Source organism: Pseudomonas sp. PS01301, from assembly GCF_029960215.1.
In the GTDB taxonomy this organism is placed as follows: Bacteria; Pseudomonadota; Gammaproteobacteria; order Pseudomonadales; family Pseudomonadaceae; genus Aquipseudomonas; species Aquipseudomonas coleopterorum.
The window spans coordinates 1-25,350 of sequence record NZ_JASCPM010000039.1; the positions used below are offsets into that span (position 1 = coordinate 1).

The 25,350-nt window shown below is 63.6% G+C and carries 24 protein-coding genes and 1 riboswitch; of the genes, 3 read left to right on the forward strand and 21 right to left on the reverse strand.

Features of this window, described 5'->3' with window-relative positions:
- Positions 1-267: 267 nt before the first annotated feature.
- From cobF to QMX89_RS17740, 4 genes are all read right to left on the reverse strand, one after another.
- On the reverse strand, positions 268-1,023 hold the full coding sequence (cobF, locus tag QMX89_RS17725) for a precorrin-6A synthase (deacetylating) (RefSeq protein WP_282349219.1): 756 nt from the start codon (positions 1,021-1,023) through the stop codon (positions 268-270).
- A gap of 75 nt (positions 1,024-1,098) precedes the next feature.
- Complete coding sequence (locus QMX89_RS17730) at positions 1,099-3,324, reverse strand: TonB-dependent siderophore receptor (protein WP_282349220.1); 2,226 nt, start codon at positions 3,322-3,324, stop codon at positions 1,099-1,101.
- Positions 3,325-3,730: 406 nt separating this feature from the next.
- A complete protein-coding gene (gene msrA / locus QMX89_RS17735; RefSeq protein WP_134721397.1) occupies positions 3,731-4,237 on the reverse strand; it encodes a peptide-methionine (S)-S-oxide reductase MsrA in 507 nt (168 codons plus the stop codon).
- 69 nt (positions 4,238-4,306) lie between these two features.
- The gene (locus QMX89_RS17740) at positions 4,307-5,614 is read right to left on the reverse strand and encodes a PAS domain-containing methyl-accepting chemotaxis protein (protein WP_282349223.1); all 1,308 of its coding nucleotides are present in this window, start codon (positions 5,612-5,614) and stop codon (positions 4,307-4,309) included.
- 785 nt (positions 5,615-6,399) lie between these two features.
- Between QMX89_RS17740 and QMX89_RS17745 the strand changes: the two genes are divergently transcribed.
- The gene (locus QMX89_RS17745; protein ID WP_049859078.1) at positions 6,400-6,621 is read left to right on the forward strand and encodes a hypothetical protein; all 222 of its coding nucleotides are present in this window, start codon (positions 6,400-6,402) and stop codon (positions 6,619-6,621) included.
- Positions 6,622-7,049: 428 nt separating this feature from the next.
- A complete protein-coding gene (locus QMX89_RS17750) occupies positions 7,050-8,312 on the forward strand; it encodes an outer membrane protein transport protein (protein WP_056843121.1) in 1,263 nt (420 codons plus the stop codon).
- A gap of 55 nt (positions 8,313-8,367) precedes the next feature.
- On the opposite strand, the gene QMX89_RS17755 is transcribed toward QMX89_RS17750, so the two are convergent.
- The 12 genes from QMX89_RS17755 to cobO all read right to left on the reverse strand — a co-directional run bounded on the left by QMX89_RS17755 (position 8,368) and on the right by cobO (position 18,601).
- Entirely contained in the window at positions 8,368-8,493 is a 126-nt protein-coding gene (locus QMX89_RS17755) for a hypothetical protein (protein WP_282349224.1), read from the reverse strand.
- Positions 8,490-9,698: an MFS transporter gene (locus tag QMX89_RS17760; protein ID WP_282349225.1), complete on the reverse strand. Its 1,209-nt coding sequence runs from the start codon at positions 9,696-9,698 to the stop codon at positions 8,490-8,492. The genes QMX89_RS17755 and QMX89_RS17760 overlap by 4 nt, the downstream gene beginning before the upstream one ends.
- 97 nt (positions 9,699-9,795) lie before the next feature.
- The gene (locus QMX89_RS17765; RefSeq protein ID WP_282349226.1) at positions 9,796-10,515 is read right to left on the reverse strand and encodes an adenosylcobinamide-GDP ribazoletransferase; all 720 of its coding nucleotides are present in this window, start codon (positions 10,513-10,515) and stop codon (positions 9,796-9,798) included.
- 2 nt (positions 10,516-10,517) lie between these two features.
- Positions 10,518-11,090, reverse strand: coding sequence for an alpha-ribazole phosphatase family protein (cobC, locus tag QMX89_RS17770; protein ID WP_282349228.1), 573 nt, complete (start codon positions 11,088-11,090; stop codon positions 10,518-10,520).
- A complete protein-coding gene (gene cobT, locus QMX89_RS17775; RefSeq protein ID WP_282349230.1) occupies positions 11,087-12,142 on the reverse strand; it encodes a nicotinate-nucleotide--dimethylbenzimidazole phosphoribosyltransferase in 1,056 nt (351 codons plus the stop codon). Before cobT ends, cobC begins: the two co-directional genes overlap by 4 nt.
- A complete protein-coding gene (cobU, locus tag QMX89_RS17780; protein WP_049859072.1) occupies positions 12,139-12,660 on the reverse strand; it encodes a bifunctional adenosylcobinamide kinase/adenosylcobinamide-phosphate guanylyltransferase in 522 nt (173 codons plus the stop codon). The genes cobT and cobU overlap by 4 nt, the downstream gene beginning before the upstream one ends.
- A 1-nt stretch (position 12,661) precedes the next feature.
- The gene (locus QMX89_RS17785) at positions 12,662-14,128 is read right to left on the reverse strand and encodes a cobyric acid synthase (protein WP_282349232.1); all 1,467 of its coding nucleotides are present in this window, start codon (positions 14,126-14,128) and stop codon (positions 12,662-12,664) included.
- Positions 14,125-15,117 carry a threonine-phosphate decarboxylase CobD gene (gene cobD / locus QMX89_RS17790; RefSeq protein ID WP_282349234.1) on the reverse strand — a complete coding sequence of 331 codons (993 nt, stop codon included), beginning with the start codon at positions 15,115-15,117 and terminating at the stop codon, positions 14,125-14,127. Before cobD ends, QMX89_RS17785 begins: the two co-directional genes overlap by 4 nt.
- Entirely contained in the window at positions 15,110-16,018 is a 909-nt protein-coding gene (cbiB, locus tag QMX89_RS17795) for an adenosylcobinamide-phosphate synthase CbiB (protein WP_282349236.1), read from the reverse strand. The genes cobD and cbiB overlap by 8 nt, the downstream gene beginning before the upstream one ends.
- Positions 16,015-16,662, reverse strand: coding sequence for a 5,6-dimethylbenzimidazole synthase (bluB, locus tag QMX89_RS17800; RefSeq protein WP_090357253.1), 648 nt, complete (start codon positions 16,660-16,662; stop codon positions 16,015-16,017). Before bluB ends, cbiB begins: the two co-directional genes overlap by 4 nt.
- On the reverse strand, positions 16,659-17,993 hold the full coding sequence (locus tag QMX89_RS17805) for a cobyrinate a,c-diamide synthase (RefSeq protein ID WP_282349237.1): 1,335 nt from the start codon (positions 17,991-17,993) through the stop codon (positions 16,659-16,661). Before QMX89_RS17805 ends, bluB begins: the two co-directional genes overlap by 4 nt.
- The gene (gene cobO / locus QMX89_RS17810) at positions 17,990-18,601 is read right to left on the reverse strand and encodes a cob(I)yrinic acid a,c-diamide adenosyltransferase (RefSeq protein ID WP_049859066.1); all 612 of its coding nucleotides are present in this window, start codon (positions 18,599-18,601) and stop codon (positions 17,990-17,992) included. Before cobO ends, QMX89_RS17805 begins: the two co-directional genes overlap by 4 nt.
- Positions 18,602-18,763: 162 nt before the next feature.
- Positions 18,764-18,985: riboswitch (cobalamin riboswitch) on the reverse strand.
- Between the two features lie 120 nt (positions 18,986-19,105).
- On the opposite strand from cobO, the gene QMX89_RS17815 reads away from it, so the two are divergent.
- The gene (locus QMX89_RS17815) at positions 19,106-20,419 is read left to right on the forward strand and encodes a sorbosone dehydrogenase family protein (protein WP_282349240.1); all 1,314 of its coding nucleotides are present in this window, start codon (positions 19,106-19,108) and stop codon (positions 20,417-20,419) included.
- Positions 20,420-20,458: 39 nt separating this feature from the next.
- Here QMX89_RS17815 and QMX89_RS17820 read toward each other — a convergent pair whose 3' ends face one another.
- The 5 genes from QMX89_RS17820 to QMX89_RS17840 form a co-directional block, all read right to left on the reverse strand.
- Positions 20,459-21,004: a C40 family peptidase gene (locus tag QMX89_RS17820; RefSeq protein WP_282349242.1), complete on the reverse strand. Its 546-nt coding sequence runs from the start codon at positions 21,002-21,004 to the stop codon at positions 20,459-20,461.
- A 108-nt stretch (positions 21,005-21,112) separates the two neighbouring features.
- The gene (locus QMX89_RS17825; protein WP_049859063.1) at positions 21,113-21,748 is read right to left on the reverse strand and encodes an NlpC/P60 family protein; all 636 of its coding nucleotides are present in this window, start codon (positions 21,746-21,748) and stop codon (positions 21,113-21,115) included.
- A 312-nt stretch (positions 21,749-22,060) separates the two neighbouring features.
- Positions 22,061-22,765 carry a DnaA regulatory inactivator Hda gene (gene hda, locus QMX89_RS17830; protein WP_049859062.1) on the reverse strand — a complete coding sequence of 235 codons (705 nt, stop codon included), beginning with the start codon at positions 22,763-22,765 and terminating at the stop codon, positions 22,061-22,063.
- A gap of 152 nt (positions 22,766-22,917) precedes the next feature.
- A complete protein-coding gene (locus QMX89_RS17835; RefSeq protein ID WP_049859061.1) occupies positions 22,918-23,991 on the reverse strand; it encodes an AI-2E family transporter in 1,074 nt (357 codons plus the stop codon).
- A gap of 95 nt (positions 23,992-24,086) precedes the next feature.
- Positions 24,087-25,130, reverse strand: coding sequence for a DUF2066 domain-containing protein (locus QMX89_RS17840; RefSeq protein WP_282349243.1), 1,044 nt, complete (start codon positions 25,128-25,130; stop codon positions 24,087-24,089).
- Between the last annotated feature and the right edge of the window lie 220 nt (positions 25,131-25,350).

Below are 25,350 nucleotides of genomic sequence, written 5' to 3' on the forward strand. Positions count from 1 at the left end.
AGACGAGGTCAGGAGCAAGTCCTGCCTTAAGCAGCGATCGGCATCCCCCAGAAACACATTTTTGTGAGTACACGAGCAAGAATAATGATTCTTGCCGAGTGCGGGCACAACATACAAGCAGCGGCGCGAGCCGCGTCTGGCTGCGCCGCGGAGTGTCAGACAGATCACCTTGTCCGCCGACGCGGCTTGCACCGCTGCTACAGACCCCTCACACCACACAACCCCTGTAGCAGCGGCGCGAGCCGCGTCCGGCTGCGCCGCGGAGTGTCAGGTACGCCGCCTGAGCAGATAACTGTCCATGATCCACCCATGCCGACGCCGCGCCTCCTGCCGCGCCTGGACGATCGCCTCGGCCACGTCATCGAGCCGTCCGCTCAGCAGCACTTCATCCTCGGTTCCCACATAAGCGCCCCAATAGATGTCCAGATCCTGCCCGAGCAAGGCCAGGAAGCCGTCCTGCGCATCGAGCATCACCACCACCGTATCGACCCCATGGGGCATCCCCCCCGCCAGACGCCGCCCCGTGGTGATCTGCACCGCGCCGGCAATGCTGTTGAGGGTGATCCGATGCGCCGCCGTCAGCGCCTGAACGCTGGTCACGCCGGGGAACACTTCATAGTCCAGCGCCCGCACCCCGTCGGCAGCAATCGCCTCGACGATACGCAACGTACTGTCATACAGCGACGGATCGCCCCACACCAGCACCCCGGCGCACTCGCCATCGGCCACTTCGTCGTCCAGCAGTTGCTCGAAGACCGCGCGCTTGCGCGTGTTCAGAACATCCACCGACGCCCGATAATCCGAGCCGGCCGGACGCTCGGGCTGAAGCACCTCGACCACTCGATACGCGCCAGGCGTTGTGTGACGTTCCAGAATGTCGCGACGCAGGGCATTGAGCTTGCCCTTGTGCTCGCCCTTGTCCAACAGGAAGAACACATCGACCCGCGCCAGCGCACAGGCGGCCTGGACGGTGATGTGTTCGGGATGACCGGCACCGATGCCGATGATGAGGAGTGTTTTCACGAATGTCCCGGATTGCGCTTGAAGCACCGGCATCCAAACCATGGGCCTATTTCAGGCCCATGAGGGCAATCGTCTCTACAGGGACCACTTCAACGAGAACATCACGTTGCGCGGATCGCCATAGGTACCGCTCCCCGAACCTGTCGGTATGCCCTGCCAGTACTTCTCATCGAAAACGTTGTTGAAATTGACGCGACCGTCCCAGTGCTCGTCGAACTGATAGCCCGCCATCAAACCAACCACAGCATACGAATCCTGAGTGGCATAGCCACTGCCGACCCGATTGAAGGTATCGCTCTGGGCGATGACATCCGCACCAATGCGCAATTTGTTCAGGTTACCCTCGAAGTTGTAACTGGTGGCCGCCTTGAACAGATGCTTGGGCTGATCGGGCGCGAACTTGCGGCCCTCGTTCCGCTCGACAGCATCCTTGACGTATTGACTGAGGATGAGCGTATAGGCAGCCGAGAATTGCCAGTTCGGCGTAAGCGCGCCGGTGATTTCCGTGTCGATGCCGCGGCTGCGTACTTCGCCGGCCGAACCGTAGCAACTGGTCGCAGGAAACGTCGCGCAATTGGATGCGTTCTGGTTGGTGAGCAGGTAGGCCCGCTTCTCCTGAGTCATGTCGAACAATGCGAAGGAAGCGTTCAAGGCTCCGTCGAAGTACTCGCCCTTGAGTCCGATCTCATAGCTCTTGCCGGTCATCGGATCCAGTACCGAGCCGCCACTGTCCTGCTCGGTCTGTGGTTTGAAGATTTCGGTATAACTCGCATACACCGAGTAGGTGTCATTGAGGTCGTAGATCACGCCCGCGTATGGCGTGACTTCCTGAGTCACCTTGTAGTCGCCTGGACCGGTCCGGTTATTGTAGTCATACCAGCTCAACCGACTGCCGACGATGATGTGCAGGGGATCGATCGGATTGAAGCGCGCAACGGCGTAGGCAGCGTCTTCGGTGGCCGTATTTTTGCTGGCATAGGGAGACCGATCGGCCCTTGAAGGCTTGGGCACCAGCTCGGGACGGATGTTGTAGGGATCCACTGGATACCCAGCCCAGTAACCACCGGTCTGGTCGAACTTCTCCTGGCGATGGCTCACCCCGACACTCAATTCGTGCTCGCGACCAAACAGCTGGAACGGGCCGGACAGCGAGCCGTCCAGGTTGGTCTGGGTATCGGTGGTGTCGTACTGACCGGCGCCTTGCTCGTAGCCCGAGCCCAGGTAGGGATAGGGAAAGCTCAGGTAATTGGAGAACGTGTTGGACTCGGCCCAGATCTTCGAGCCGGCCAGACGGGCGTTCCAACCATTGTCGAAACGATGGGTCAGGTCGGTAAAAACGCTGACGTTGTCGCGATCCCAGTAGGCCCAGTCGCCGCTGAGAAAGGTCGAGCGCGGCAGGCCGAGGTATTCACCGTTGTAGCCGGACGGCAGGCTGCCCCAGTCCGAGGTGGCATCGTCGCGCTGTTTCGACGCGCCGATGGTCCACGTGGTCGAGTCGCTCAGATCAGCTTCAAGGACACCGTAGAAGGTCTGGCGCTGCTTGTCGCGCTCATCGATAAAGCTCTTGTCATCCTGATAAGCCGCCACCACTCGACCGCGAACGGTACCGGAGTCATTCAGCTTGTTCGATGCATCCACCTCTGTGCGATAACGATCCCAACTGCCGGCGCTGGTCGTGATGCTCACCTGCGGAGTGGCTGTCGGGCGCTTGCGCACCAGGTTCAGCGTGGCTGAGGGACTGCCGGAGCCGGTCATCAAGCCGGTCGCTCCCCGTACAACCTCAACGTGGTCATATATCGCCAGGTCAGCCTCAGCCAACGTGTCCTGAGTGAACGTGCTGAGGATGGTCGGCAAGCCGTCGTACATGAGGTTGTCGATGGTGAAACCACGCGCCAGGAACTGCTGACGGTCGCCGCCGAACTTTCGCAGGGTGACGCCAGGTGCGTACTTGACCACGTCGTTGACGTCGTTCAGCCCTTGATCTTCGATGCGCTGGCGAGTGATGACGCTGACCGACTGTGGCGTTTCACGGATCGACAGCGGCAGCTTGGTCGCGGTGCTCATGCTGCCGGTGGTGTAGGAACCGGAGTGCTCAGTGGTGCTCGTGCCGGCAATGGAACTGCTGGTGGCCGACACCGCTGTCGCGCCCAGCTCGATGGCCGCACCGCTTGCAGCAGTGTCCGTCGGTGCTTCAGCCAATGGCTGTGCAGGCGAATTCGCCGCGATGGGTGCTGCCTGGGCCAGGCCGGCGATGGACAGAGAAATGCAGAGCGCAATGGGGCGCAACGGAAATTGATTCATGGCATGACCTCAGGAACCCACACAAGGCGGTCTGCCCCCCCCGGGCGAAGACTCGAATGCGGGCTGTAGGAGACCTCGCAAACTTGTGTGCGAAACCGCGTTGAATGCGGAAGCGCGGCAAGGCTATGCAAATGTAAAAAAAATGTAAATGGTAATTCATGTCAGCTGACATGAATTCGCGCATGCCATACGCACGCGTTTGCAGTCGAAGCTCGCTACTGATAACGGAAACAGGCTGGGAAACCCGCGAAGAGATAGCAGGTACAAGGCCTGAAGAGCACAGCGGCTGTGGTCTACATAGGGAGGGAGAACATCGAAGAGGCTTGCGACAACAAACGCCCCGCCCTGGCGCGCACCAAGGTCGGGGAATTATTTCTGGATATGTCTAACTTTGCAGGTTTACCGCTCAGCCGCGCGCAGGAAGCTTCCAGTTCGGCCGTATGAAATGACAGGTGTAGCCGTTGGGAATACGCTCAAGGTAGTCCTGATGCTCGGGCTCGGCTTCCCAGAAATCACCCGCCGGGGCCAGTTCGGTCACGACCTTGCCGGGCCACAGATCCGAGGCGTCGACATCGGCGATGGTCTCCAGCGCCACACGCTGCTGTTCTTCACTGGTGTAGAAGATTGCCGAACGGTAGCTCAGGCCCACATCGTTGCCTTGGCGGTTGGCAGTGGACGGGTCATGGATCTGGAAGAAAAACTCGAGGATCTGGCGGTAGCTGATCACGCTGGGATCGAAAACGATCTCGATGGCTTCAGCGTGAGTGCCATGGTTGCGGTAGGTGGCGTTGGGCACATCGCCCCCGCTGTACCCGACCCGCGTTTTCAGGACGCCTGGATAACGACGAATCAGGTCCTGCATGCCCCAGAAGCAGCCACCCGCCAGCAGAGCGGTTTCGGTCTGGACTGTCATATCGATTACCTTCGCTGAATGAACGTCGCCCATTCTAATACAACCGCCGCGAAGGCGCCGTACAGGCCGTCAGAGGTTGGTGAATCGAGCGACCGCCTCCACCACTTTTTTTGCCCCATCCTGGATTTCGACGATCACGTCACCGGCCTGCCCGGCCAGCTGAACGCCCTGCTCGGCCTGCAGCCTGCTGTTGGCCATGTCGCGTACCGTGCCATCGACCAGCGCCTGGTTCTGCTGAACCACCGCGGCGATCTCGTCGGTCGCGGTGCTGGTGCGACCCGCCAACTGCCGGACTTCATCGGCCACCACGGCGAACCCGCGCCCCTGCTCGCCGGCACGGGCCGCTTCGATGGCAGCGTTCAAGGCCAGCAGGTTGGTCTGCTGCGCGATGCTGCTGATGGTCTGGATGATCGAGCTGATCAGCAGCGACTGCTTGCCCAGCGCCTCCACACCGCTTGCCGCCGACTGCATGTCGTCGGCGATCTTGCGCATGGTCTGCACCGTATCGGTCACCACCACCGCGCCCCGCTGTGCGCTGGTGTCGGTACTGCGCGAGATATCGTAGGCGGTCTGCGCCGCCTGGTTGACTTCGGCCTCGCGCTCGACCTGATCGGTGACCACGGTGGCAAATTTGACCACCTTGTAGAGCTTGCCCTCGGTGTCGTAGACCGGGTTGTAGGTCGCTTCCAGCCAGATGGTGCGACCCATGCTGTCCAGGCGCTTGAAGCGTCCGGCCATGAACTCGCCGCGGTTGAGGCTCGCCCAGAACTCGCCGTAGCTCGGGGAGTTGGTATCCTCGCTGTGACAGAACATGCGATGGTGTTTGCCTTGCACCTGCGCCAGGTTATAGCCCATGCCACGCATGAACTGATCGTTGGCCGACAGCACGTTGCCTTTCAGATCGAATTCGATCACCGCCGTGGAGCGCAGCAAGGCGTCGATGAACGAGGCGTTTTCCGCGGCCTTCTCCATGCTCTGGGTGACATCGGTTGCAAAGCACTTGATGTGCATGAGCACACCCGCCGCGTTTCTGATGGGTTTCCAGTGGGCGTTGACCCAGACCAGGCTGCCATCGGCCTTGAGGTAGCGATAGTTGTCGGACACCGACGTACCCGCTGCCACCGCCGAGCGGAAGTTGTTGTAGCAAGGCAGCTTGGTCACGTAACTGGGAACCAGCTCGGTCATCAACCGGCCCACCAGCTGCGCCTCGGTATAGCCCAGGGTGGTGGCGAACAATTCATTGCAGGCGATGATGCGCAGCGACGTATCGATGTCGAGGCTGAGCATTTCATTCGTCATGCCGGCGACCAGTTGGCGCAGCTCCACCAGTTCGTCGGCCTGGGCGCTGAGTTGCTGTTTGAGTTTATTGTTGAACATAGGGCACCGGCATCAGGGTCATGTGCACGTTATCGGCGATATCTCGCCAGGGTTTAGGCGTTCACGGCAAATGTTGTTGCTCTAAGGCGAGCTGATCCCGAGCTAGAGCGGGCCGTCGGGACAATCCACAGAAGCTGTGGATAAGTCAGTGGACAACACCCCCCCGCCCCTCGCAAACCCGTATGGAATGGGGCCTGAAGTCAAACTGTCGATTTTTTCACCAACTCGAAAAGACGTTTTTTTTCATTGACTTAAGCGACTGATAACGAGTAGCCATGATCCATGAGCGATTGGCAGGCCCTGTAGACACATCTTCGTACACAGGCGGCCCTCAACGCTTCGTTTGCATCTGCATCGGCGCCATAGTGCATTTTTTTGCAAAAGAGCTTGCGTACTCTGCGCTGGCTGCGATAGTCTTCGACCCGTTAGTACCAAGCTGAAAGTCAATTCAGGTCGACCACCCTGTTCACACGGGATCGACCAACATGATGGTCTCCAGGTAACGCCCCCCGACTTGCGAACAAGCCCGGCATCAAGCGAATTACTCTGCCCCGACCAACCTACGATTGATCAGGATCTGCTTCCAGGGCCACGAACCTCAGCCCGGAATGTTGCCTGCCCTCCTAAGTACCTACCAGTCAGTCCAACAGCCATATCAAAGCGGCGCTGTTCCCTGGCTGTCTTGTTCCAGACAGGTTCTTCGCCCGGCCAAAAGGCCCGCGTCACTGGAACGTTTTTATCGATCATGGCTCCAAGTCGTGACCATTGCAGGAACACACAACAACATGACTCATATCCAGACCCAGGATGCTATCCGCACCCTCACCCACGCCTTCGCTCCGATGAACTGCCTGATCATGGCAGCGCGCAAAGGCTGCTTCAGCTTCACCATCGTCAACGAGCACGGCATTGCCCGTCACAGCGAGCGTCTGTACCCGGAACAGTATTCCAGTGCAGAACCGCTGCAGGCCGTGATCGAACGCACCCGTCAGGCACTGGTTGCCTGATCGCTGCGGCGACGCACGAAAAGCCCCGACATCCGGGGCTTTTTCTTGCCCGCGATTTGACCTTCGACGCATGGCATTGCGGCCATTTGTGACGACCAACTGTAAACACAAGTTACCGCACACCTGTCTTGGATTGAACCCTTTGTGGAACCGAAGGTCGGGTCCGGCGTAATTCTGACGTCAGTTCTTTTTTCCTGAATGCAACCCCAAGTGACCGGTCTAGACGGCTCGACCTGACCTGCCAGATGCCCGTTCGTGCCCGCAACACGGGCACCACAGGCACAGGCAGCATGCAGAACGGATTTGAACGCTCGCGAAATCTGGTCGGATTGTCCTACAAAACCGCTCTAGCCGGAGTGTTTCAGGCTATAGCGTTGCGATCAAAATGTTGGTAGCTTGCGCCTCAGTGCCCCCCTAGAGTTAAAACAATGAAAAGACTAATGCTCAAGACCACTCTCGGCCTCGCTGTCACTCTGGCATCCGGCCAACTCTTCGCTGCCGGCTTCGCCCTCAACGAACAAAGCATCAGCGGCATGGGCACCGGCTTCGCCGGGCGCTCGTCATCCGCCGAAGACGCCAGCACCGTCTATGGCAACCCGGCCGGCATGTCGCGTATCAAGCGTGAGCAGGTCAGCGTCGGCGCCGCAGCCATCGTCGCCAAGACCGACCTCAGCGGACGCGGGACCTTCGGCGGCAGCAACGACGGCGACATGGTGCCGTTCGTTGGCGTCCCGATGGGCTACTACGTCAAGCCGCTGGATGACAACTGGACCGTCGGTCTGGGCCTCTACGCCCCGTTCGGCCTGGTCACCGACTATGAAAGCGGCTTCGCTGGCCGCTACTGGGCTGACAAAAGCCATGTGGCCGTCGTCACCCTGCAGCCCACCATCAGCTATGCCTTCAACGACCGCGTCTCGATCGGCTTCGGCCCGACCATCAACCGCCTCGAAGGCGAGCTGACGTCGGCCACGCTGAACCGCGCCACACCCGGCCGCAACGACGGCGAAGTCAAGATCAAGGGCGACGACACCGCCGTGGGCTTCAACGTCGGCGTGCTCGTGCAGGCCACTGACGACACCCGCCTGGGCCTGACCTACCACTCCAAGGTCAAGTACAAGCTCGATGGCCATACCAAGGTCGAAGGTTCGGGTTTCGGGCCGTTCAACGGCAGCAAGTACGACGCCTCGCTGGACATCGACACGCCTGAGTCGGTGGACTTCTCGGTCACCCACGAGCTCAACCAGGACTGGACCCTTTACGCAGGCAGCACCTGGACACGCTGGAGTCGCTTGAAGGAAATTTCGGTCGAAAACGACGGCGTGCCTGCACTGCTGCGTCCCTCGATCGGCACCATCACCGAAGAGCAGAACTGGCATGACACCTGGTCCCATGCCGTGGGCGCCGCCTATAAGCTGAACAAGCAGTGGACGTTGCGCACAGGGTTCTCGGTTGACCAGTCGCCGACCAACAACACCAACCGCTCGCCACGCATCCCGACGGGTGATCGCGCCATTCTCAGCTTTGGTGCTGGATGGAGCCCGACCGACGACCTGACCTTCGACTTCGCCTATTCCTACCTGAAGGAAGAAGACACGAAGATCAATCTGGTCAGCGCCACCAAGGGTGCCTACCAGGCCAAGTACGAGAACAGCGCACATGGCTTCGGCACTTCCGTGACCTATCGCTTCTGATCGATCGGTTCACAGCAAAAGCCCCGACACGTTCGGGGCTTTTTCATGTTCAGGCTCAGCACAGGCTCATGTTCAACTGCAGCAAGGCCAGACCGCCCTGCTGCCAGCCCCACCACGCCAACCCAACCAGCCCCAGCAGGACGGCCGCCACAGCCAGTTGCAGACTTCGCCACCTGTTCATGCTGTCGCACCCTGCGCTTGCAGCCGTGCAACCGGCCGCTCGCGCACCGGCCAATTGAGCGCTCCTGCAAGCAGGCTCAGGGCAATCGACAATTGCCAGACCAGGTCATAGCTGCCGGTCTGGTCGTACACCAGACCGCCCAGCCAGCCGCCGAGAAACGCCCCCAACTGGTGAAAGAGAAACACGATCCCACCGAGCATCGACAGGTTGCGCACGCCGAACAGGGTCGCCACCGTGCCATTGGTCAAGGGAACCGTGGACAGCCAGAGCAAGCCCATCGCCATGCCGAACAGACAGGCGCTGAAGGTGGTCACCGGGAACCACAGAAACAGCACGATCACCACGGCACGCAGCAGGTACAACGCGGTGAGCAATCGCGGTTTGGACATGCGACCGCCCAGCCAGCCGGCGGTGTAGGTGCCGACAATGTTGAACAGGCCGATGAGCGCGAGCACGGTGGTGCCCACGCTCGCGGGAAGGTGCTGATCGACCAGATAGGAAGGCAGGTGCACGCCGATGAACACCACCTGGAAACCACAGACGAAAAAGCCCAGCGCCAACAGCCAGAAGCCCGAGTGACTGCAGGCTTCGCGCAGCGCCTGGCCCAGGGTCTGCTCAGGACCCTGGCTCGGCAGTGGTCGGTCCTTGAGCAAGCGCACCAGCGGCACGATGAACGCTACCAGCACGCCCATCACCAGCAAGGCCGCGGACCAGCCCAGCCAACTGATGAGGCCGAGGGTGCCCGGCAGCATCGCGAACTGGCCAAACGAGCCGGCCGCGCTGGCAACGCCCATGCCCATGCTGCGGTGCTCGGCTGGCAGGGCTCGCCCGACCACCCCCAGGATCACCGAGAAGGACGTGCCGGAAAGCCCCAGACCGATCAGCAGACCTGCGCTGAGGGTCAGGCTCAGCTCGGAATCGGCCAGGCCCATGCAGCCCAGGCCGACCGCATAGAGCACGCCACCCAGCGCCACCACTCGCCCGGCGCCGAAGCGGTCAGCCAAGGCGCCGGCGAAGGGCTGGGCCAGCCCCCAGATCAGGTTCTGCAGGGCAATGGCCAGGGCGAAGACGCCTCGCCCCCAGCCGAACTCTGCGCTCATGGGCGCCAGGAACAGGCCGAAGCCGTGACGGATGCCCAGGGACAGGGCGAGGATCAAGGCTGCGCCGAGCAGCACCCAGCCGCTGGTACGCCATACCGATGTCATTATTGTGTGCTCCGGGCAGGAAGGGACAGGCTGCCCGATTGTATGCCTGTTCAGCGCTGACAGGCAGCATCCCGTGCACGGCCATGGAGGGTGATGTCTACAGCGCGGCGACGAGCAGCACCAGCAGTTCAAGCAATTCGAGCATGGCACCGGCGGTGTCACCCGTGGTGCCACCCAGGCGCCGGATCATCTGGCGCCGCAATGCCCAAAAGCCCACCAGCACCAACAGGCTGATCCAGAGCCCGCAGAACCCTAGACTGGCGATCGCGACAGCGCCCAATACCCAACGCCCGGCACGGCGTGGCAAGTGGTCGGCCAACGCCTGGCCCAGCCCACCGGCACGCACGTACGGCGTGCTCATGAACAGGCCGAGCATGGCGGCTCGCGCCAGCACCGGAGCCAGGACCAGAGCGGCCTGCTGGCCCTGTTCGAGCAAGGCCAGCAGCGCGCAGAACTTGAGCAGCAGCACCAGCACCAGGGTGACCACGGCCATGGGTCCGCTGCGCGGGTCCTTCATGATCAGCAAGGTGCGTTCGCGGTCGCCGAATCCACCCAGCCAGGCATCGGCGCTGTCCGCCAGCCCGTCCAGGTGCAGACCGCCGCTGAGCACCACCCACAGCGTCAGCAGCAACGCCGCATGCAGAAGTATCGGCGTTCCAGCGAGCAGAGCGTTGGCAGCCCACAAGAGTGCGCCAAACAGCAACCCCACGGCCGGATAGAACAACAGCGAACGGCCCGACGCCTGGGCACTGGGCATGCCAGGCAAGCGCACTGGCAGACTGCTCAGAAACTGCAGGGCGATCCAGAAGGGCAGCATGCTCAGGACCGCTCGCTCAAGCGGCCGTCGGCCGCCATCGTCACGCTGAACAAGGCACCGTGGCCGACCTCGACCTGGAGCAGCTGTTCGCGTGGCAGCCCGCGCGCTTCGGCCAGCAGCAGGCGCATGACTCCACCGTGCACCACCAGCAGCAACCGCTCGCCCGGATACTGCAGGTGCAGCCTGCTCAACGCGGCATGGATGCGCGCGGAGAAATCCAGCATGGGCTCGCCGTCGGGCGGTGTGAACGCATAGGGATCGTTCCAGAACAGGCCCAGGCCGGCTTCATCGGTCTGCATCAACTGCGCTGCACTCAGCCCTTCCCAGGCACCGAAGTGCAGCTCTTGCAAACCGGCGTCGACGCTCAGCGGCAGCCCGCGTTGTTCGGCCAGCACCTGGGCAAAGCGTGCGCAGCGCTGCAGTGGCGAGCTGACGATCCGGTCCCAGCCGGAGCGCTCGGCGACTGCCGCATGCAACTGCGCCCAGCCGCGTTCGGTCAGGGCATCGTCGAGGCTGCCGCGAAAGCCGCCGATCTCGGTTTCGCCATGGCGCAGCAGGTCCAGGTGCAGGGTCATGCCGGGCGGTCCGCTACGGCGGCTTCGGCGAAGGTCGCCATCTGCCCGTGCAGGTCGCACGCCAGGCGCAACAGCGGCACCGCCAGTGCCGCACCGCTGCCCTCACCCAGGCGCAAGCCAAGCTGCAACAACGGTTGCCCGTCGAGCGCCGCGAGTACGTGACGATGGCCCGGCTCGGCACCGTTGTGCGCGAACAGCAGCCAAGGCCGAATGGACGGATTCAACTGCACCGCCACCAGCGCAGCGACGCTGCAGATGAAGCCGTCGACCAGGACCACCATGTCCTCCTGAGCACAGGCCAGGTAGGCGCCGACCAGCGCGGCGACTTCGAAGCCGCCGAAGCAGAACAAGCGTTGCAGGGGCTCGTCGGGCAAGTCGGCGTGAACCTGCAAGGCCCGTTCGATGACCTGCACCTTGTGCGTTACACCGACAGCGTCCAGGCCCGTGCCCGGCCCTGCCAGGTCGGCCACCGCGCACGCCAGGGACGCACAGGCCAGGGCGGTGGCGGACGTCGTGTTGCCGATGCCCATTTCACCGCCGATGAACAGTTCGCTGCCGCCGGCCTTGGCTCGCAACACGCTGTCGCGACCGGCCTGCAGTGCCTGCAGGCCTTGCTCGAAGCTCATCGCTGGAGCTTCGATGAAATTGCGCGTACCGGCGGCGATGCGTACATGCTGCACGCCGGGCAAGTCGTTGAGTGGCGTGGCGGTCCCCAGGTCCACGACTTCCAGGCGCGCCGCCAGGCGACGGGCCAATACGCTGATGGCCGCCCCACCATTGACGAAGTTGTGCACCATCTGCGCGGTGACTTCCTGCGGATAGGGTGAGACACCCTCGGCGACGATGCCGTGATCGGCAGCGAACACCGTGATCCAGACCTGTTCGACCGAAGGTTTGAGTCGACCTTGCAGCGCCGCCAGTTGCACTGCGGCCTGCTCGAGCGCGCCCAGCGAGCCGGCTGGCTTGGTCAACTGCTGCTGACGCTCCAGCGCTTGGCGATGAACGTTCGCATCGGGTGCACGGGCAGTTTGCAGCCACCAGGCTGAGTTCATAACGCAGGTCCTTTCAGTATCATGGGGAGGCCGGCCACGGTGAACACCACTCGCTCGCAACGTTCGGCCAGCGCCTGGTGCAGCAGGCCGGCCTCGTCGACGAAGCGCCGGGTCAGCTCGCCCAAGGGCACCACGCCCAGGCCGGTTTCGTTGCTCACGAAGAGGATCTCACCCGGCAGGCTGGATAAGGTGTCAAGCAGCGCCTCGCGCTCTGCGTTCAGACGCTGTGCATCGTCGAGCATGAGCAGGTTGGTCAACCATAGGGTCAGGCAATCGACCAGCAGACAGCGATCCGCCCGCGCCTGGCTGCGCAGCACCTGTGCCAGGGCCAAGGGCTCTTCCACCAGCCCCCAGTGATCGGGACGACGTGCACGGTGCAAAGCCACACGTTGGTCGAGCTCGCCGTCCAGCGGTTGGCTGGTCGCGATGTAGATCACCTCGAGCTGGCTGTCGGCAGCCAGGCGTTCGGCCAGGCGGCTCTTGCCCGAGCGGGCGCCACCCAGAATCAGTTGCAGCATGTCAGTCACTCCCGCCGGGCAGGCTACACAGTTCACGCAGGCGAGCGGTGTCCAGATGCCGCTCGACCAGATCGGCCAGGCGCTCGATGTCCGCTTCACGCAGCGCGTGGTAGTCCACCGATTGCACGTCGGCGAGCCCCGCCCAGCGCAGCAGTGCCACGGACGACTGCGGCGCTTCGAACAGTCCATGCAGGTATGTGCCCAGGATCTGCCCGTCCGCGCTGATCGCGCCGTCGCACCGACCATCACTGAGCTGCACGGCCGGACGCTCAAGTGCCGCGCCGACGGTGACGCCGGCGTGAATCTCGTAGCCGCTGACGGCAGCCTGTTCGAGGCTCAGTCGGCCAGTGACGTTGCGCAACTGTTTTTCCGCATGCAATTGGGTGGTGAACTCCAGCAGGCCCAGGCCTGCACTGGAACCGGCGGCGCCTTCGAGCCCCAAGGGGTCATCGATGCGCGTGCCAAGCATCTGCAGGCCGCCGCAGATCCCCAGCACCTTGCCGCCGTAACGCAGGTGACGGTTGATCGCCTCTTCCCAACCCTGGGCCCTGAGGTGCGCCAGATCGGCGCGCACGCTCTTGGAGCCGGGCAGGATGATCAGGTCAGCCGGGGGGATATCGTCGCCTGCGCCGATGAACTGCAGGTCGACCTGCGGGTGCAGGCGCAGCGGATCGAAATCGGTGTGGTTGCTGATGCGTGGCAGCACCGGCACGATCACCTTGAGCACGGTGTCGGCCTTGCCCGACTGACGCCGATCCAGGCCGTCTTCGGCTTCCAGGTGCAGGTCCATGACGTAGGGCAGCACACCGATCACCGGCTTGCCGGTGCGGGCCTCCAGCCAATCCAGGCCAGGTTGGAGCAAGGCGATGTCGCCACGAAAGCGATTGATGATGAAGCCCTGCACTCGTGCCTGCTCACTGGGCGACAGCAATTCCAGGGTGCCGACCAGATGGGCGAAGACGCCGCCACGGTTGATGTCGGCGATCAGCAGCACCGGGCAGTCGACCGCTTCGGCAAAGCCCATGTTGGCGATATCGCCGGCGCGCAGGTTGATCTCGGCCGGCGACCCGGCGCCTTCGACCATCACCACATCGTACGTGTCGCTCAAACGCTGGTGCGACGCCAGTACCGCCTGCATGGCGATGGCCTTGTAGTCATGATAGGCGACCGCGTTCATGGTGGTCACGGCACGGCCATGAATGATCACCTGGGCACCGGTGTCGCTGTTGGGCTTGAGCAACACCGGGTTCATGTCGGTGTGCGGCTCAAGGTACGCGGCCTGGGCCTGCACGGCCTGGGCGCGACCGATCTCGCCGCCGTCGGCGGTCACCGCGCTGTTGAGGGCCATGTTCTGCGGCTTGAACGGCACCACGGCGACACCCTGGCGGGTCAGCCAGCGGCACAGCGCGGTGACCAGGGTGCTTTTGCCGGCATCGGACGTCGTGCCCTGGACCATCAATGTGCTCATGCCAAGTGCTCCCGATAGTCGCTCAGGGCAGCATCGAGTCGCGCCCAGTCAGCCTCGTCGGCGGGCAGGCCGAAGCGCAGGCGACAGTCCTGTTTGAACAGCCGCACCAGAATGCCACGCTGGGCCAGAAACCCCTGCAGGTGCTCGGCCTGCGCGCACGATACCGACTGGAACAGCGCGCAGCCGCCCTGAGGCGCCAGGCCGTGATGTTGCAGGCACCGCAGCAGGCGCTCACTGGCCTGCGCGCTGCGGGCAATCTGGGCACGCTGTGCAGCCTCGTCGAGCAGGCACGCCTGGCCCAATCGTCGTGTCGGACCGCTGACGGCCCAGGGCCCGATCAGGTCGGCCAGCGACCGCAGCAGGCGCGGCTCGCCCAGGACAAAGCCCAGGCGCACGCCTGCCAGGCCGAAGAACTTGCCGAACGAGCGCAGCACGATCAGTCCGGGCTGAACACCGTGCCTTGCCAGACTGCCCTGCGGCGTGTTGTCCATGAAGGCCTCGTCGACCACCAGCCACCCGCCGCGACAGTTCAACCGGGCGTTCCAGGCCAACAGCCGCTCGGTGGACAGCAACCGCCCGGTCGGGTTGTTCGGGTTGACCACAACCAGCACGTCGAGGCTGTCGATGAAGTGCTCGACTTCCTCTTCGTTGAGTTCCCGCACCACATGCCCGGCCTGGCGCCAGCCTTCGGCGTGTTCGGCGTAACACGGCGACAGCACCCCTACCCGACCGCTGCGACGCAGGCGTGGCAGTGTCTGGATCGCCGCCTGCGAACCCGGCACCGGCAGCACGTGCTGGAAACCGTAATAGCCGCGTGCAGCGTCTTCCAGGCCGTCGTCGTTTTCCGGCAGCCGGGCCCAGGCACGGAGTGCGATGTCGGGAATGGGGAACGCCCAGGGGGCAATACCGGTGGACAGGTCGACCCAGTCCGCTTCGGCAATGCCGTAATCGAGCACTGCCTGGCGCAAGCGCCCTCCGTGTTCAAGCATCGATCAAGCCTCCCAGGCACAGTACCAGCAGCCATAGCCAGACGCCGTGCCGGACCAGGTTCCAACCGCGCTCGATGGCGTCGGCATCGGCCGGCACGCCTTCGCCCAGCACGGCGCGCTCATGCAGTTCGCCGTGGTAGATCGCCGGGCCACCGAGTTGCACACCGAGCGCGCCGGCGCCCGCCGCCATCACCGGGCCGGCGTTGGGGCTGTCCCACTGCGGTGCCTGTTGGCGCCAGCAACGCAGGGCCAGGCGGGTCTTGCCCAGGACCGCGTAGGTGAGCGCGACCAGGCGCGCCGGAATGTAGTTGAGCACGTCGTCGATTCGCGCCGCGGCCCAGCCAAAGCGTTCGAAACGTTCGTTGCGATAGCCCCACATGGCGTCCAGCGTATTGCTCAGCCGGTAGAGAACGACCCCAGGGGCGCCGGCCACGACGAACCAGAAGATGGCCGCGAACACGGCGTCACTGCCGTTTTCCAGCACCGATTCGGTACCGGCGCGGGCCACCGCTTCGGCGTCGAGCGCTTCGGTCTGGCGGCTGACCAGGTAGCCGACCCGCTGACGCGCAGCGTCCAGGTCGTCGCTGCGCAGCGCCTGGGCTACGGGCATCACGTGCTCACCCAGGCTGCGCATGCCCAGCGCCAGGTACAGCGCGAAAATCTCGACCAGCCAGCCCACCAGCGGCAGCCAGGACAGCACCGTGGTCAGCAGGGTCAAGGGCACCACAGCCAGGAACCAGGCGGTGACGCCGTGGCTGCGCCAGCCACGGCCGGCGCGGTTGAAGCGTGTTTCGATGCGATTGGCCAGACGGCCGAAAGCCACCAGCGGATGGTGCTTGCGCGGCTCGCCCAGCAGGGCATCGAGCGCCACCCCGGCGACCGTCATCAACGCAATACTCACAACGATGTTCCCCACTGGTTTTCGTACAGCATCTGTTCGAGTGGCTGGCCTGCTGCCCAGCCCTGCAGTTCCAGCATGGGCGCTTCGTAGAATTGCTCGACCGGCCCCAGGCACAGCACCGCCACCGGCTTGGCCCCGGCGGGCATGCCCAGCACCTCGGCCAGGGCCTGGGGATCGAACAGCGATACCCAACCCATGCCCAGGCCTTCGGCGCGTGCGGCCAGCCACAGGTTCTGGATGGCGCAGGAGACCGAGGCCAGGTCCATTTCCGGCAAGGTCCGGCGGCCGAACACATGGCGCTCGCGATCGTCCATCAGCGCGGCTACCAGCACCTCGGCGCAGTCATTGATGCCCTCGACCTTGAGTTGCATGAACTGGTCGGAGCGCTCGCCCATGGCCTGCGCGGTGCGAAGCCGCTCCTCCTCGACCAGGGCCTGGATGCGGCCGCGCAAGGCCCGGTCGCTGATGCGGACAAAGCGCCACGGTTGCATCAGCCCGACACTGGGCCCTTGATGGGCAGCCGCCAGTAAGCGGGCGAGCAGCGCGGGAGGCACGCTGCCGCCGATGAAGTGGCGCATGTCGCGGCGTTCGGCAATGACACGGTAGATGGCGGCGCGCTCGCTGTCGCTGTAGGGCTGGTTCATGACGCGTCCCGATGCTCGGTTGCACGCGCGCTATCAGCGGGGGCGAACAGCCCGGCCACCGCCGCCGGATTGGACGGGAAATAGAAATGCACGTAGGAGGCCGTCATCCGCCCCTGGCGGTAAACCGCCTCGGCGCCCCGACCGCCATTGGGGCTCACGCCACGCGCGATCGGCTGCAGTTCGGTACTGGTCAGCGAATGGTGGTAGGTGTGCCCGCGCAGGACGCCCTCAGGCAGCTCGACCGCCTGCAACGCGAGGGCGGCCAGGCGTTTCTGCATGACCGCCTCGCCCGGCAGCAACCCCAGCAGCTCGGCGCGGGCGCCGTCGACATCGGTCAGCGCGTCGAGCAGGTAAAGCATGCCGCCGCATTCGGCCAACAGCGGTTTGTCCGCTGCGTGATGGGCACGAATGTCGGTGAGCATCGAAGTATTGGCGGCGAGCGCCAAGTGATGCAGCTCCGGGTAGCCGCCGGGCAGGTAAAGGCTGTCGCACGCGGGCAGGTGCGCATCGTGCAGCGGCGAGAAGAACACCAGCTCGGCGCCCATGTCGCGTAGTACATCGAGGCTGGCGTCATAGACGAAGGCGAAAGCGGCATCGCGGGCCACGGCGATGCGCACGCCGTCGAGGAGGCGCGCAACTGGGTGTTCGACCGGGACGGCGAACGTGACCGCGGGCGGCAAGGCCACCTGGCACGTCTGCGCAAGGGCCGCAGCCGCGGCATCCAGACGGGTATCCAGATCGTTGAGCTCGCTGGCCTGCACCAACCCCAGATGGCGGCTGGGCAATTCGATCCCGGTTTCCCGGGACAAGGCGCCGTACCAGCGCAGCCCCTGGGTCAGGCTGCCTTCGAGCAACTGCGCATGGCGCACGGTGCCGACACGGTTGGCCAGGACCCCGGCAAACGGCAGGTCAGGCTGGTAACAGGCCAGACCCAGTGCCAGGGCGCCGAAAGTCTGCGCCATGGCCGTGCCGTCGATCACCGCCAGCACCGGAACACCGAAATGGCGCGCCAGGTCAGCGCTCGAGGGTGTACCGTCGAACAGCCCCATGACGCCCTCGATGAGGATAATGTCGGCTTCCTCGGCCGCTTCCCACAGCAGCCGCCGGCTGTCCTGCTCGCCGACCATCCACATGTCCAATTGATAGACCGGAGCGCCGCTGGCCCTGGCCAGGATCATCGGATCGAGGAAATCCGGGCCGCACTTGAACACCCGCACGCGGCGGCCCTGATTGCGATGCAGGCGCGCCAGAGCGGCGGTGACGGTGGTCTTGCCCTGCCCGGAGGCCGGCGCGGCGATCAGCACCGCCGGGCACTGGCGCGGTTCGGTCATAGCTCGATGCCCTTCTGGGCACGGATGCCGGCCTGGAAAGCGTGCTTGATCATGCCCATTTCGGTCACCGTGTCGGCCAGCTCGATCAGCTCGGGCTTGGCGCCACGGCCGGTGACGATCACATGCTGCATGGGGGGACGCGCCTGCAGATCGCTCAGCACCGTGTCCAGATCGAGATACCCGTGCTTGAGCGCGATATTGAGTTCGTCGAGCACTACCAGGCCAATGGCTGGATCGCGCAGCAGTTGCCTGGAGACTTCCCAGGCCGCTTCGGCGGCCGCGATGTCACGCTGGCGATCCTGGGTTTCCCAGGTGAAACCTTCGCCCATCACGTGGTAGCGCACCTGCTCGGGAAAGCGCCGGAAGAACAGCTCCTCGCCGGTGCTGTTGCGCCCCTTGATGAACTGCACCACGCCGCACTGCAAGTCGTGACCCATGGCCCGCGCGAGCATGCCGAAGGCCGAGCTGCTCTTGCCCTTGCCGTTACCGCTGAGCACCAGCAGCAAGCCACATTGGTTGGGGGAGTTGGCGATGCGTTCGTCGATCACGGCTTTCTTGCGCAGCATACGCGCCAGGTGACGGGCGTCGCGCTCGGCTGTTTCGTTCATGGTGGCTCTCCGCTACACCTGCGCGCAGGCGGCATCGACGCGACACCGTGGCCGACTGGCCGGACAGTGAACGTCAATGCCGCTCTCCCCGCGCGACAGAAGATGGATCAGGGCACGCCCCAGGCCCACGCCATCGTGGGATGAACGCAGGTTCTGCAACGAGCCGTAAAAAGTGCACCAGGCCGGTCTCCGGGCTCACGAGCGGGGTCTGTACACCCAGGCGACACGCCTTCCCGAATCGCTTCAGTGGCATCGTGTGCAGCCTTGACTCGTCTACCGTTGCGGGGGCAGCGCCGGCATTGCGCGTAAACGCTGCGCACCGGCTTCCCTGTTTCACCCGGGTCGATCGCCTGATCGCCGAGCACCTGGAACAGCCGCGCAGGTTAGAGGGTTGCGCCCGGAGCGTCAATTGATCCACCACCGCTGCTGACGGACAACGCGGTTGAACCTTGCCCAGGCCCGGTGCCTCTACCCTGTGTGAACAAAACCTCAGAGAGCCCGACCATGCACAAGACCCGCCTCGCTACATTGATCCTGCTGGCAGCCGGCCTCGCCGCCTGTGGTGAAACGTCATCGTTGCAGGTCAGCGACGGGACCGGGCCCTCGCCCAAACTGCCCGAGCCCAACAAGACCCTGATCCCCACCGTCAACATCGCACCGGCCGTAGGCTGGGCCGAAGGGGGCAAGCCCACAGCGGCGCCCGGTACTCAAGTAGCCGCCTTCGCCGCGGACCTGGACCACCCCCGCTGGCTCTACGTGCTGCCCAACGGAGACGTGCTGGTGGCTGAAACCAACTCCCCGGCCAAGCCGGACGACAGCAAAGGCATCCGTGGCTTCGTCATGGAGAAGGTGATGAGCCGCGCCGGCGCGGGCGTGCCCAGCGCCAACCGGATTTCCCTGTTGCGCGACAAGGACGGTGACGGTGTGGCCGAAACCCGCACGGTCTTCATCGCCAACCTCAACTCGCCCTTCGGCATGACCCTGGTCGGCAACGACTTCTATGTGGCGGACACGGACAAGCTGCTGCGCTTCAAGTACATCGACGGCGCCACCTCGATCAGCGGCGCGGGCGAGAAAGTCGTCGACCTGCCGGGCGGCACGCTCAACCACCACTGGACCAAGAATGTCATTGCCAGCCCCGACGGCAAGAAGCTCTACGTCACCGTCGGCTCGAACAGCAACGTTGGCGAAAACGGCATGGAGCAGGAACAGGGTCGTGCAGCGATCTGGGAAGTGGACGCTGCCACCGGCCAGCACCGTATCTTCGCCTCCGGCTTGCGCAACCCCAACGGCATGGCCTGGGAACCGAAGACCGGCAAGCTGTGGACAGCCGTGAACGAACGTGACGAAATCGGCAGCGACCTGGTGCCCGACTACATCACCTCGGTCAAGGACGGTGGCTTCTATGGCTGGCCCTACAGTTACTACGGTCAGCACGTAGATGTGCGTGTCGAGCCGCAGAACCCTGAACTGGTGGCCAAGGCCATTGCTCCCGATTACGCAGTCGGCCCGCACACCGCTTCGCTGGGCCTGAGTTTCGCCGACGGCAGTGGCTTGCCCGCACCTTTCACCACCGGCGCCCTGATCGGCCAGCATGGTTCCTGGAACCGCAAGCCGCACAGTGGTTACAAGGTGGTGTTCGTACCGTTCGTGGACGGCAAGCCGAGCGGTCAACCGATCGATCTGCTGAGCGGCTTTCTCAATTCAGACGAGAAGGCCATGGGTCGCCCGGTCGCGGTATTGCCCGATCACAAGGGTGGAGTACTGGTTGCAGACGATGTGGGCAACAAGATCTGGCGAGTCACTGCCGCCAAGTGATATGGCTTTAACAGGGCGAGGACACTCGCCCTGTTGCCGTCACGGGTTGCGGGCCAACTGGCCTGGTTGTAGCACCCGCTTGGCGTTGAGGTAGGCTTTCTGCCAATAGGGCTTGTTCAGGCAATCGAGCTTGACCGTACCGCCACTCGACGGTGCGTGCACGAAACGTCCCTCACCCACATAGATCCCCGCGTGGCTGACCTGCGAGCCGCCGCTGGTGGCGAAGAAAACCAGGTCACCGGACTGCAGGTGGGACTGGTCGACATCGGGGGAGCGCATGACGATCATTTCCCGAGTCGAGCGCGGCAACGCGATACCGGCGGCGTCGCGGTAGACGAAGCTGATCAGGCCGCTGCAGTCGAAGCCCGAGTCGGGTGTATTACCCCCCCAGCGGTACGGTGTACCTACTAATCCCAATGCCCGAAACAGCACGTCGTCGGCAGCGCCGACCATGTCGTTGTTCGGGTTCTTGACGATCGGGTTGATGACCTTGGGCCTCACCACCTTGGCCGGAGGCGCGCTGGCGCACCCGGCGAGGATGGCGGCCATTGCGATTGAAGCGAACACGCGTGCCTGGGTAGACATGTACCGAACCATCCTGAGCCAACTGCCGTAATAGACTAGATTCATTACCCGAAAACACAAACGGCGCTGAGGTTTTCACCTCACCGCCGCTTTGTTGCGCTGCGTCTGTTATTTGCTGGAGATCATCGTGGCAGGCGCCATGGCCAAGGCCCGCTTGGCCTCGATGAAGGTCTTGCTCCAGTAGCTGTCGCCCAGGCTGTCGACTCGTACACCACCGCTGCGGCGGCTGCTGGAGTGGATGAACTGGTCATCGCCCAGGTAGATACCGGCATGGCTGACACGACCGCGGCCGTTGGTGCTGAAGAACAGCAGATCACCCGGCTTGAGCTTGTTGCGTGCGACCAGAGGCGCCTTGACGTTGATCATTTCGCGAGTCGATCGCGGCAGGTTCATGCCCGCCTCTTCGCGAAACAGATAACCGATGAAACCGCTGCAATCGAAACCGGACGCCTTGTCGGTGCCACCGAAACGGTAGCGGGTGCCGATCAGGGATTTGCCACGTTCCAGGATGCTGTCGGCCAGGATCGGCAGGCTGTAGGCCTTGCTGCCGTCGAACTGGGCCAGTTCGTCTTCGGTGGCGATTTCGTCTTCGAAAACCAGCGAGGCCTTCGAGGGGGATTGATGCGGCTGGACGGCGGTGACCGGGTCCAGGACCTGCTGCTGGGAGACCGGGGCTTGCGCCGCGCAACCGACCAGAAGGGTCAACAGTGCGATGGGCACGAGGGGTGCTAAGCGATTGAGCATGGGCACGACCGTGACAAGGAATAGTTGAGAAGTGGCGACTATACCCGTCTGGCGATTATTTGCAAATTCAATCGAACGAAATGTGACTCCGGAGAATTATGCTGACATCTAACGCCCCGTTTTGCAGCCCGGCGTAGGGGCGTTTGCACGGTAATGGCCCAAAATCCCCGGAATCATTGGGCGATAAATGGTCGCACATAGCCATCACTGGGACTGGACAGGTATACAGATAAACCAGGTGTGCAAGTTCCGTTAGAACCGAATGGAACATCCATGAAACAGGTCATAGAGCGGTTGAATCGAGTCGCTCGACTACCAGCCCAGCGTTTCTTTGAGGAAGGGGATGGTCAGCTTGCGCTGCGCCTGCAGCGAGGCCTGATCGAGACGCTCCAGGAGGTCGAACAGCGCGCTCATGCTTCGCGTGCCACGGGTGAGGATGAAATGACCGACCTCGTCGGTCAGGTGCAGACCGCGACGCGACGCACGCAATTGCAGGGCGCGCAGTTTGTCCTCGTCGGACAGCGGACGCATCTGGAAGATCAAGGCCAGGGTCAGGCGGGACTTGAGGTCGGCGAGCTTCACCGGCAGTTCGCGAGGCGAGTGGGAGGCGGCGATCAGCAAGCGGCGGCCGCTGTCGCGCAGGCGGTTGAACAGGTGGAACAGGGCCTCTTCCCATTCCGGCTTGCCGGCCACCACTTGCAGGTCATCCAGGCAGACCAGCTCGTACTGGGCCAGGTCATCGAGAATGCCCACGCCGCGATCGAGCAACTCGGCCAGGGGCAGGTAGACCGCCGGTTCGCCCAGTTGCTCGAAGCGCAGGCAGGCAGCGTGCAACAAATGGGTGCGCCCTACCCCATGCTTGCCCCACAGGTAGATCAGACTTTCGGTCCACCCGGCCTCGGCTTCGCACAGGCGCTCGACGTAGCCGAGTGCCGCGGCATTGGCGCCTGGGTAGTAATTGATGAAGGTCGCGTCATCCCGCAGACGCACACCTAGGGGCAGCTGAATCGGTTTCATGCTGGCTGAACAGCTCTGGGATCGAGCTGCAACGGGCCTCAATGTGAAGTGTGCAAAGTCTATACCTGCCCGAGCAGCCGCACAATGCGCAACACTGCTTGATAAATCAACGGTTTACCGGGGCCTCTGAAGGCCCCGGCGGCCAGTCGCGTTCAGAGGTCCGGATCCTCGGACCCGGCATAGATGTCCGATTCCTTGTACAGGTCGTGCATGTGCCGTACCAACACCATGATCACCGCCGCCACCGGCAAGGCCAGCAGCACACCGGTGAAACCGAACAGCTCGCCGCCGGCCAGGATGGCGAAGATCACCGCCACCGGATGCAGGCCGATGCGATCGCCCACCAGCAGGGGCGTCAGCACCATGCCTTCGAGCGCTTGGCCAATCATGAACACGGCCACGATGGCAATCAGGTGGAAAGGATCCAGACCGAACTGGAACAGCCCGGCGATGATCGCCGACCCGATGCCGATGACGAAGCCCATGTACGGCACGATGGCCGCGAGCCCCGCCACGACTCCGATCAACAGGCCCAGTTGCAGGCCCACCAGCATCAACCCGGTGGCATAGATCACGCCCAGGGCCAACATCACCAGCAACTGCCCGCGCACGAACGCGCCGAGCACCTCGTGACACTCGCCCGCCAGGCGTACGATCTGCCCTTCGCGCTGACGCGGGAGCAGGCTGCGGATCTTAGCCATCATCAGGTCCCAGTCGCGCAGCAGGTAGAACGCCACCACCGGGATCAGCACGAAGTTGGCCAGCCAGGCCATCAGCGCCAGCCCGGAGGCAGTGGCCTGGGACAGGATCACCCCGACCACGTCGGTGGTCTGCCCCATATGGCTGCTGATGGCAGCCTTGATCTGGTCGAATTTCCAGAAGCCTTCGGCCAGACCCAATCGGGTTTGCACCCACGGCAGGGCCGTGTGCTGCAGCCAGTCGAGCATCTGCGGAGCCATCTGGTACAGGCTGACGAGCTGCTTGGCGAGCATGGGGATCACCACCAGCAGCGCCAGCACTAACAGCAGGGTGAACAGAGCGAACACCACCACCACACCCCAGGTCCGCGACAGCTTCCATTTCTCCAGCTTGTCGACCAATGGATCGGCCAGATAGGCCAGCAGGATACCCACCAGGAATGGCGAGAGAATCGGGTGCAGTACATAGAGGAAGACGCAGAGCAGCAACACTGCCCCCAGCCAGAACCAACGGCGCATATCAGTCATCAGGCAGCTCAGCTATATATAGAAGAGATGAAAAGCGGATTCAGTCAGCGAGAAACGAATGCACCACGAGAGCGGCGGCGCATTTTCTCGACCACTTACCAGCGGAAGTTCAGGTCCGGTGCGGGTTGCGCCGCCGGTACCGGTGCGCCGGGGGCGGCCTGGGCATCGACCGGTACGACCGGCGCCTGGTACGGCACTTCCTGCACTTTGGCCAGACCCAGCTGGGCGCGCAGTTGTTCGGCGCTGCCGGTCACGCGATAGACCACCTTGTCGCCGTCCACGGTACGCACTCGCGCACCATAGGATTCAAGCAAGCGACCCATCTGCGCGTAACGCTCCAGGTTCATGCCTTCCACCGCCAGGGTCATTTCGGTGCTGGCGCCGGGTTTGGCGACGAAGCGCGTGGCCAACCGCTGGCTGACAGCCAAGAGCACGGCATCGGCAAGGGCCGCTTGATCCGCGCCCTCGGCCTTGCCCTGCTCACGCTGGCTGCCCAGCCACAGGCGCCAGGTGCCCGACCATTTGCCCTCTTCTTCACGGGCATGTACGGCCAGCAGAGCATCGGCGCCGTAGCGCTCGGAAGCGCTGCGCAATGCTGCCGGATCGCTGGCCTCGATGTTCTGCGCGGTGCCGACGCCCTGCTCGCCGAGATCGGCCAGGGGCAGGCGCAACGGCAGGCCGCGGTGCTGAGCCGCACGGCGCAGCGGCTCGGCGGCCGATTGCCCGTCGCCAACCAGGCTGCTGCCCTCTACGCTGTCGCTCAACCACCAGCCCAGGATCGAAGGGCGGTTGCTGCCCCATGTCGGCAGGCCGGCCGAGCGCAGGGCATTATCGGTACTGGCAATGTCGAAATCGACCTGCAGCGACTCCGGTGGGCCGGCATCGTAGCCGTACTGGCTGATGATCTGCTGCGGATCCTGGCGCACGCTGGCCAGGCCGGGGTTGGCAATCGCCTTGGCATCGCCGGTCAGGCGCAGCACCAGGGTCTCCAACGCTCGCTGGGTAGCCTGGGTACGTTCCTCGGGCGTCTGGCTGGCCACGGGCTCGCGTACCTGATACAGGTTGCTGATGGTTTCGGCGTGAAGCGGCACGCTCGACAAGGTGATGCAGGTGGCTAGCAGGTAGTGGCGCAGACGCATGGACGTTTCCCGACGGTGATAGCGGATTGAGGCTGTGACCGTACAATCGGCAAAAAGCTCAGTGGTCAATCTCGGCGCCCAATGTAGCATGACCACGCAACCCTTGGCTGCGGCCGACCTGGCGCCGGTATGCGGACAACCATCGAACCGCGCTGGTGACGTTCGGGCAAGCCTGATAAAATCGCGCGCCTTCGTGGATCGACGACGGTCGACTCCCCCG

Excerpts from the sequence above, each read along its gene's own strand:
- bluB (WP_090357253.1), bottom strand. The coding sequence starts at position 16,662 with ATGAACCAGCCCTACAGCGACAGCGAGCGCGCCGCCATCTACCGTGTC.
- QMX89_RS17765 (WP_282349226.1), bottom strand. The coding sequence starts at position 10,515 with ATGCTGCCCTTCTGGATCGCCCTGCAGTTTCTGAGCAGTCTGCCAGTG.
- QMX89_RS17785 (WP_282349232.1), bottom strand. The coding sequence starts at position 14,128 with ATGAGCACATTGATGGTCCAGGGCACGACGTCCGATGCCGGCAAAAGC.
- msrA (WP_134721397.1), bottom strand. The coding sequence starts at position 4,237 with ATGACAGTCCAGACCGAAACCGCTCTGCTGGCGGGTGGCTGCTTCTGG.
- QMX89_RS17835 (WP_049859061.1), bottom strand. The coding sequence starts at position 23,991 with ATGACTGATATGCGCCGTTGGTTCTGGCTGGGGGCAGTGTTGCTGCTC.
- QMX89_RS17740 (WP_282349223.1), bottom strand. The coding sequence starts at position 5,614 with ATGTTCAACAATAAACTCAAACAGCAACTCAGCGCCCAGGCCGACGAA.
- QMX89_RS17825 (WP_049859063.1), bottom strand. The coding sequence starts at position 21,748 with ATGCTCAATCGCTTAGCACCCCTCGTGCCCATCGCACTGTTGACCCTT.
- QMX89_RS17745 (WP_049859078.1), top strand. The coding sequence starts at position 6,400 with ATGACTCATATCCAGACCCAGGATGCTATCCGCACCCTCACCCACGCC.
- cobU (WP_049859072.1), bottom strand. The coding sequence starts at position 12,660 with ATGCTGCAACTGATTCTGGGTGGCGCCCGCTCGGGCAAGAGCCGCCTG.
- cobO (WP_049859066.1), bottom strand. The coding sequence starts at position 18,601 with ATGAACGAAACAGCCGAGCGCGACGCCCGTCACCTGGCGCGTATGCTG.
- hda (WP_049859062.1), bottom strand. The coding sequence starts at position 22,765 with ATGAAACCGATTCAGCTGCCCCTAGGTGTGCGTCTGCGGGATGACGCG.
- cobD (WP_282349234.1), bottom strand. The coding sequence starts at position 15,117 with ATGCTTGAACACGGAGGGCGCTTGCGCCAGGCAGTGCTCGATTACGGC.
- cobC (WP_282349228.1), bottom strand. The coding sequence starts at position 11,090 with ATGACCCTGCACCTGGACCTGCTGCGCCATGGCGAAACCGAGATCGGC.
- QMX89_RS17820 (WP_282349242.1), bottom strand. The coding sequence starts at position 21,004 with ATGTCTACCCAGGCACGCGTGTTCGCTTCAATCGCAATGGCCGCCATC.
- QMX89_RS17760 (WP_282349225.1), bottom strand. The coding sequence starts at position 9,698 with ATGACATCGGTATGGCGTACCAGCGGCTGGGTGCTGCTCGGCGCAGCC.
- QMX89_RS17805 (WP_282349237.1), bottom strand. The coding sequence starts at position 17,993 with ATGACCGAACCGCGCCAGTGCCCGGCGGTGCTGATCGCCGCGCCGGCC.
- QMX89_RS17730 (WP_282349220.1), bottom strand. The coding sequence starts at position 3,324 with ATGAATCAATTTCCGTTGCGCCCCATTGCGCTCTGCATTTCTCTGTCC.
- cobT (WP_282349230.1), bottom strand. The coding sequence starts at position 12,142 with ATGAACTCAGCCTGGTGGCTGCAAACTGCCCGTGCACCCGATGCGAAC.
- QMX89_RS17755 (WP_282349224.1), bottom strand. The coding sequence starts at position 8,493 with ATGAACAGGTGGCGAAGTCTGCAACTGGCTGTGGCGGCCGTCCTGCTG.
- QMX89_RS17840 (WP_282349243.1), bottom strand. The coding sequence starts at position 25,130 with ATGCGTCTGCGCCACTACCTGCTAGCCACCTGCATCACCTTGTCGAGC.
- QMX89_RS17750 (WP_056843121.1), top strand. The coding sequence starts at position 7,050 with ATGAAAAGACTAATGCTCAAGACCACTCTCGGCCTCGCTGTCACTCTG.
- QMX89_RS17815 (WP_282349240.1), top strand. The coding sequence starts at position 19,106 with ATGCACAAGACCCGCCTCGCTACATTGATCCTGCTGGCAGCCGGCCTC.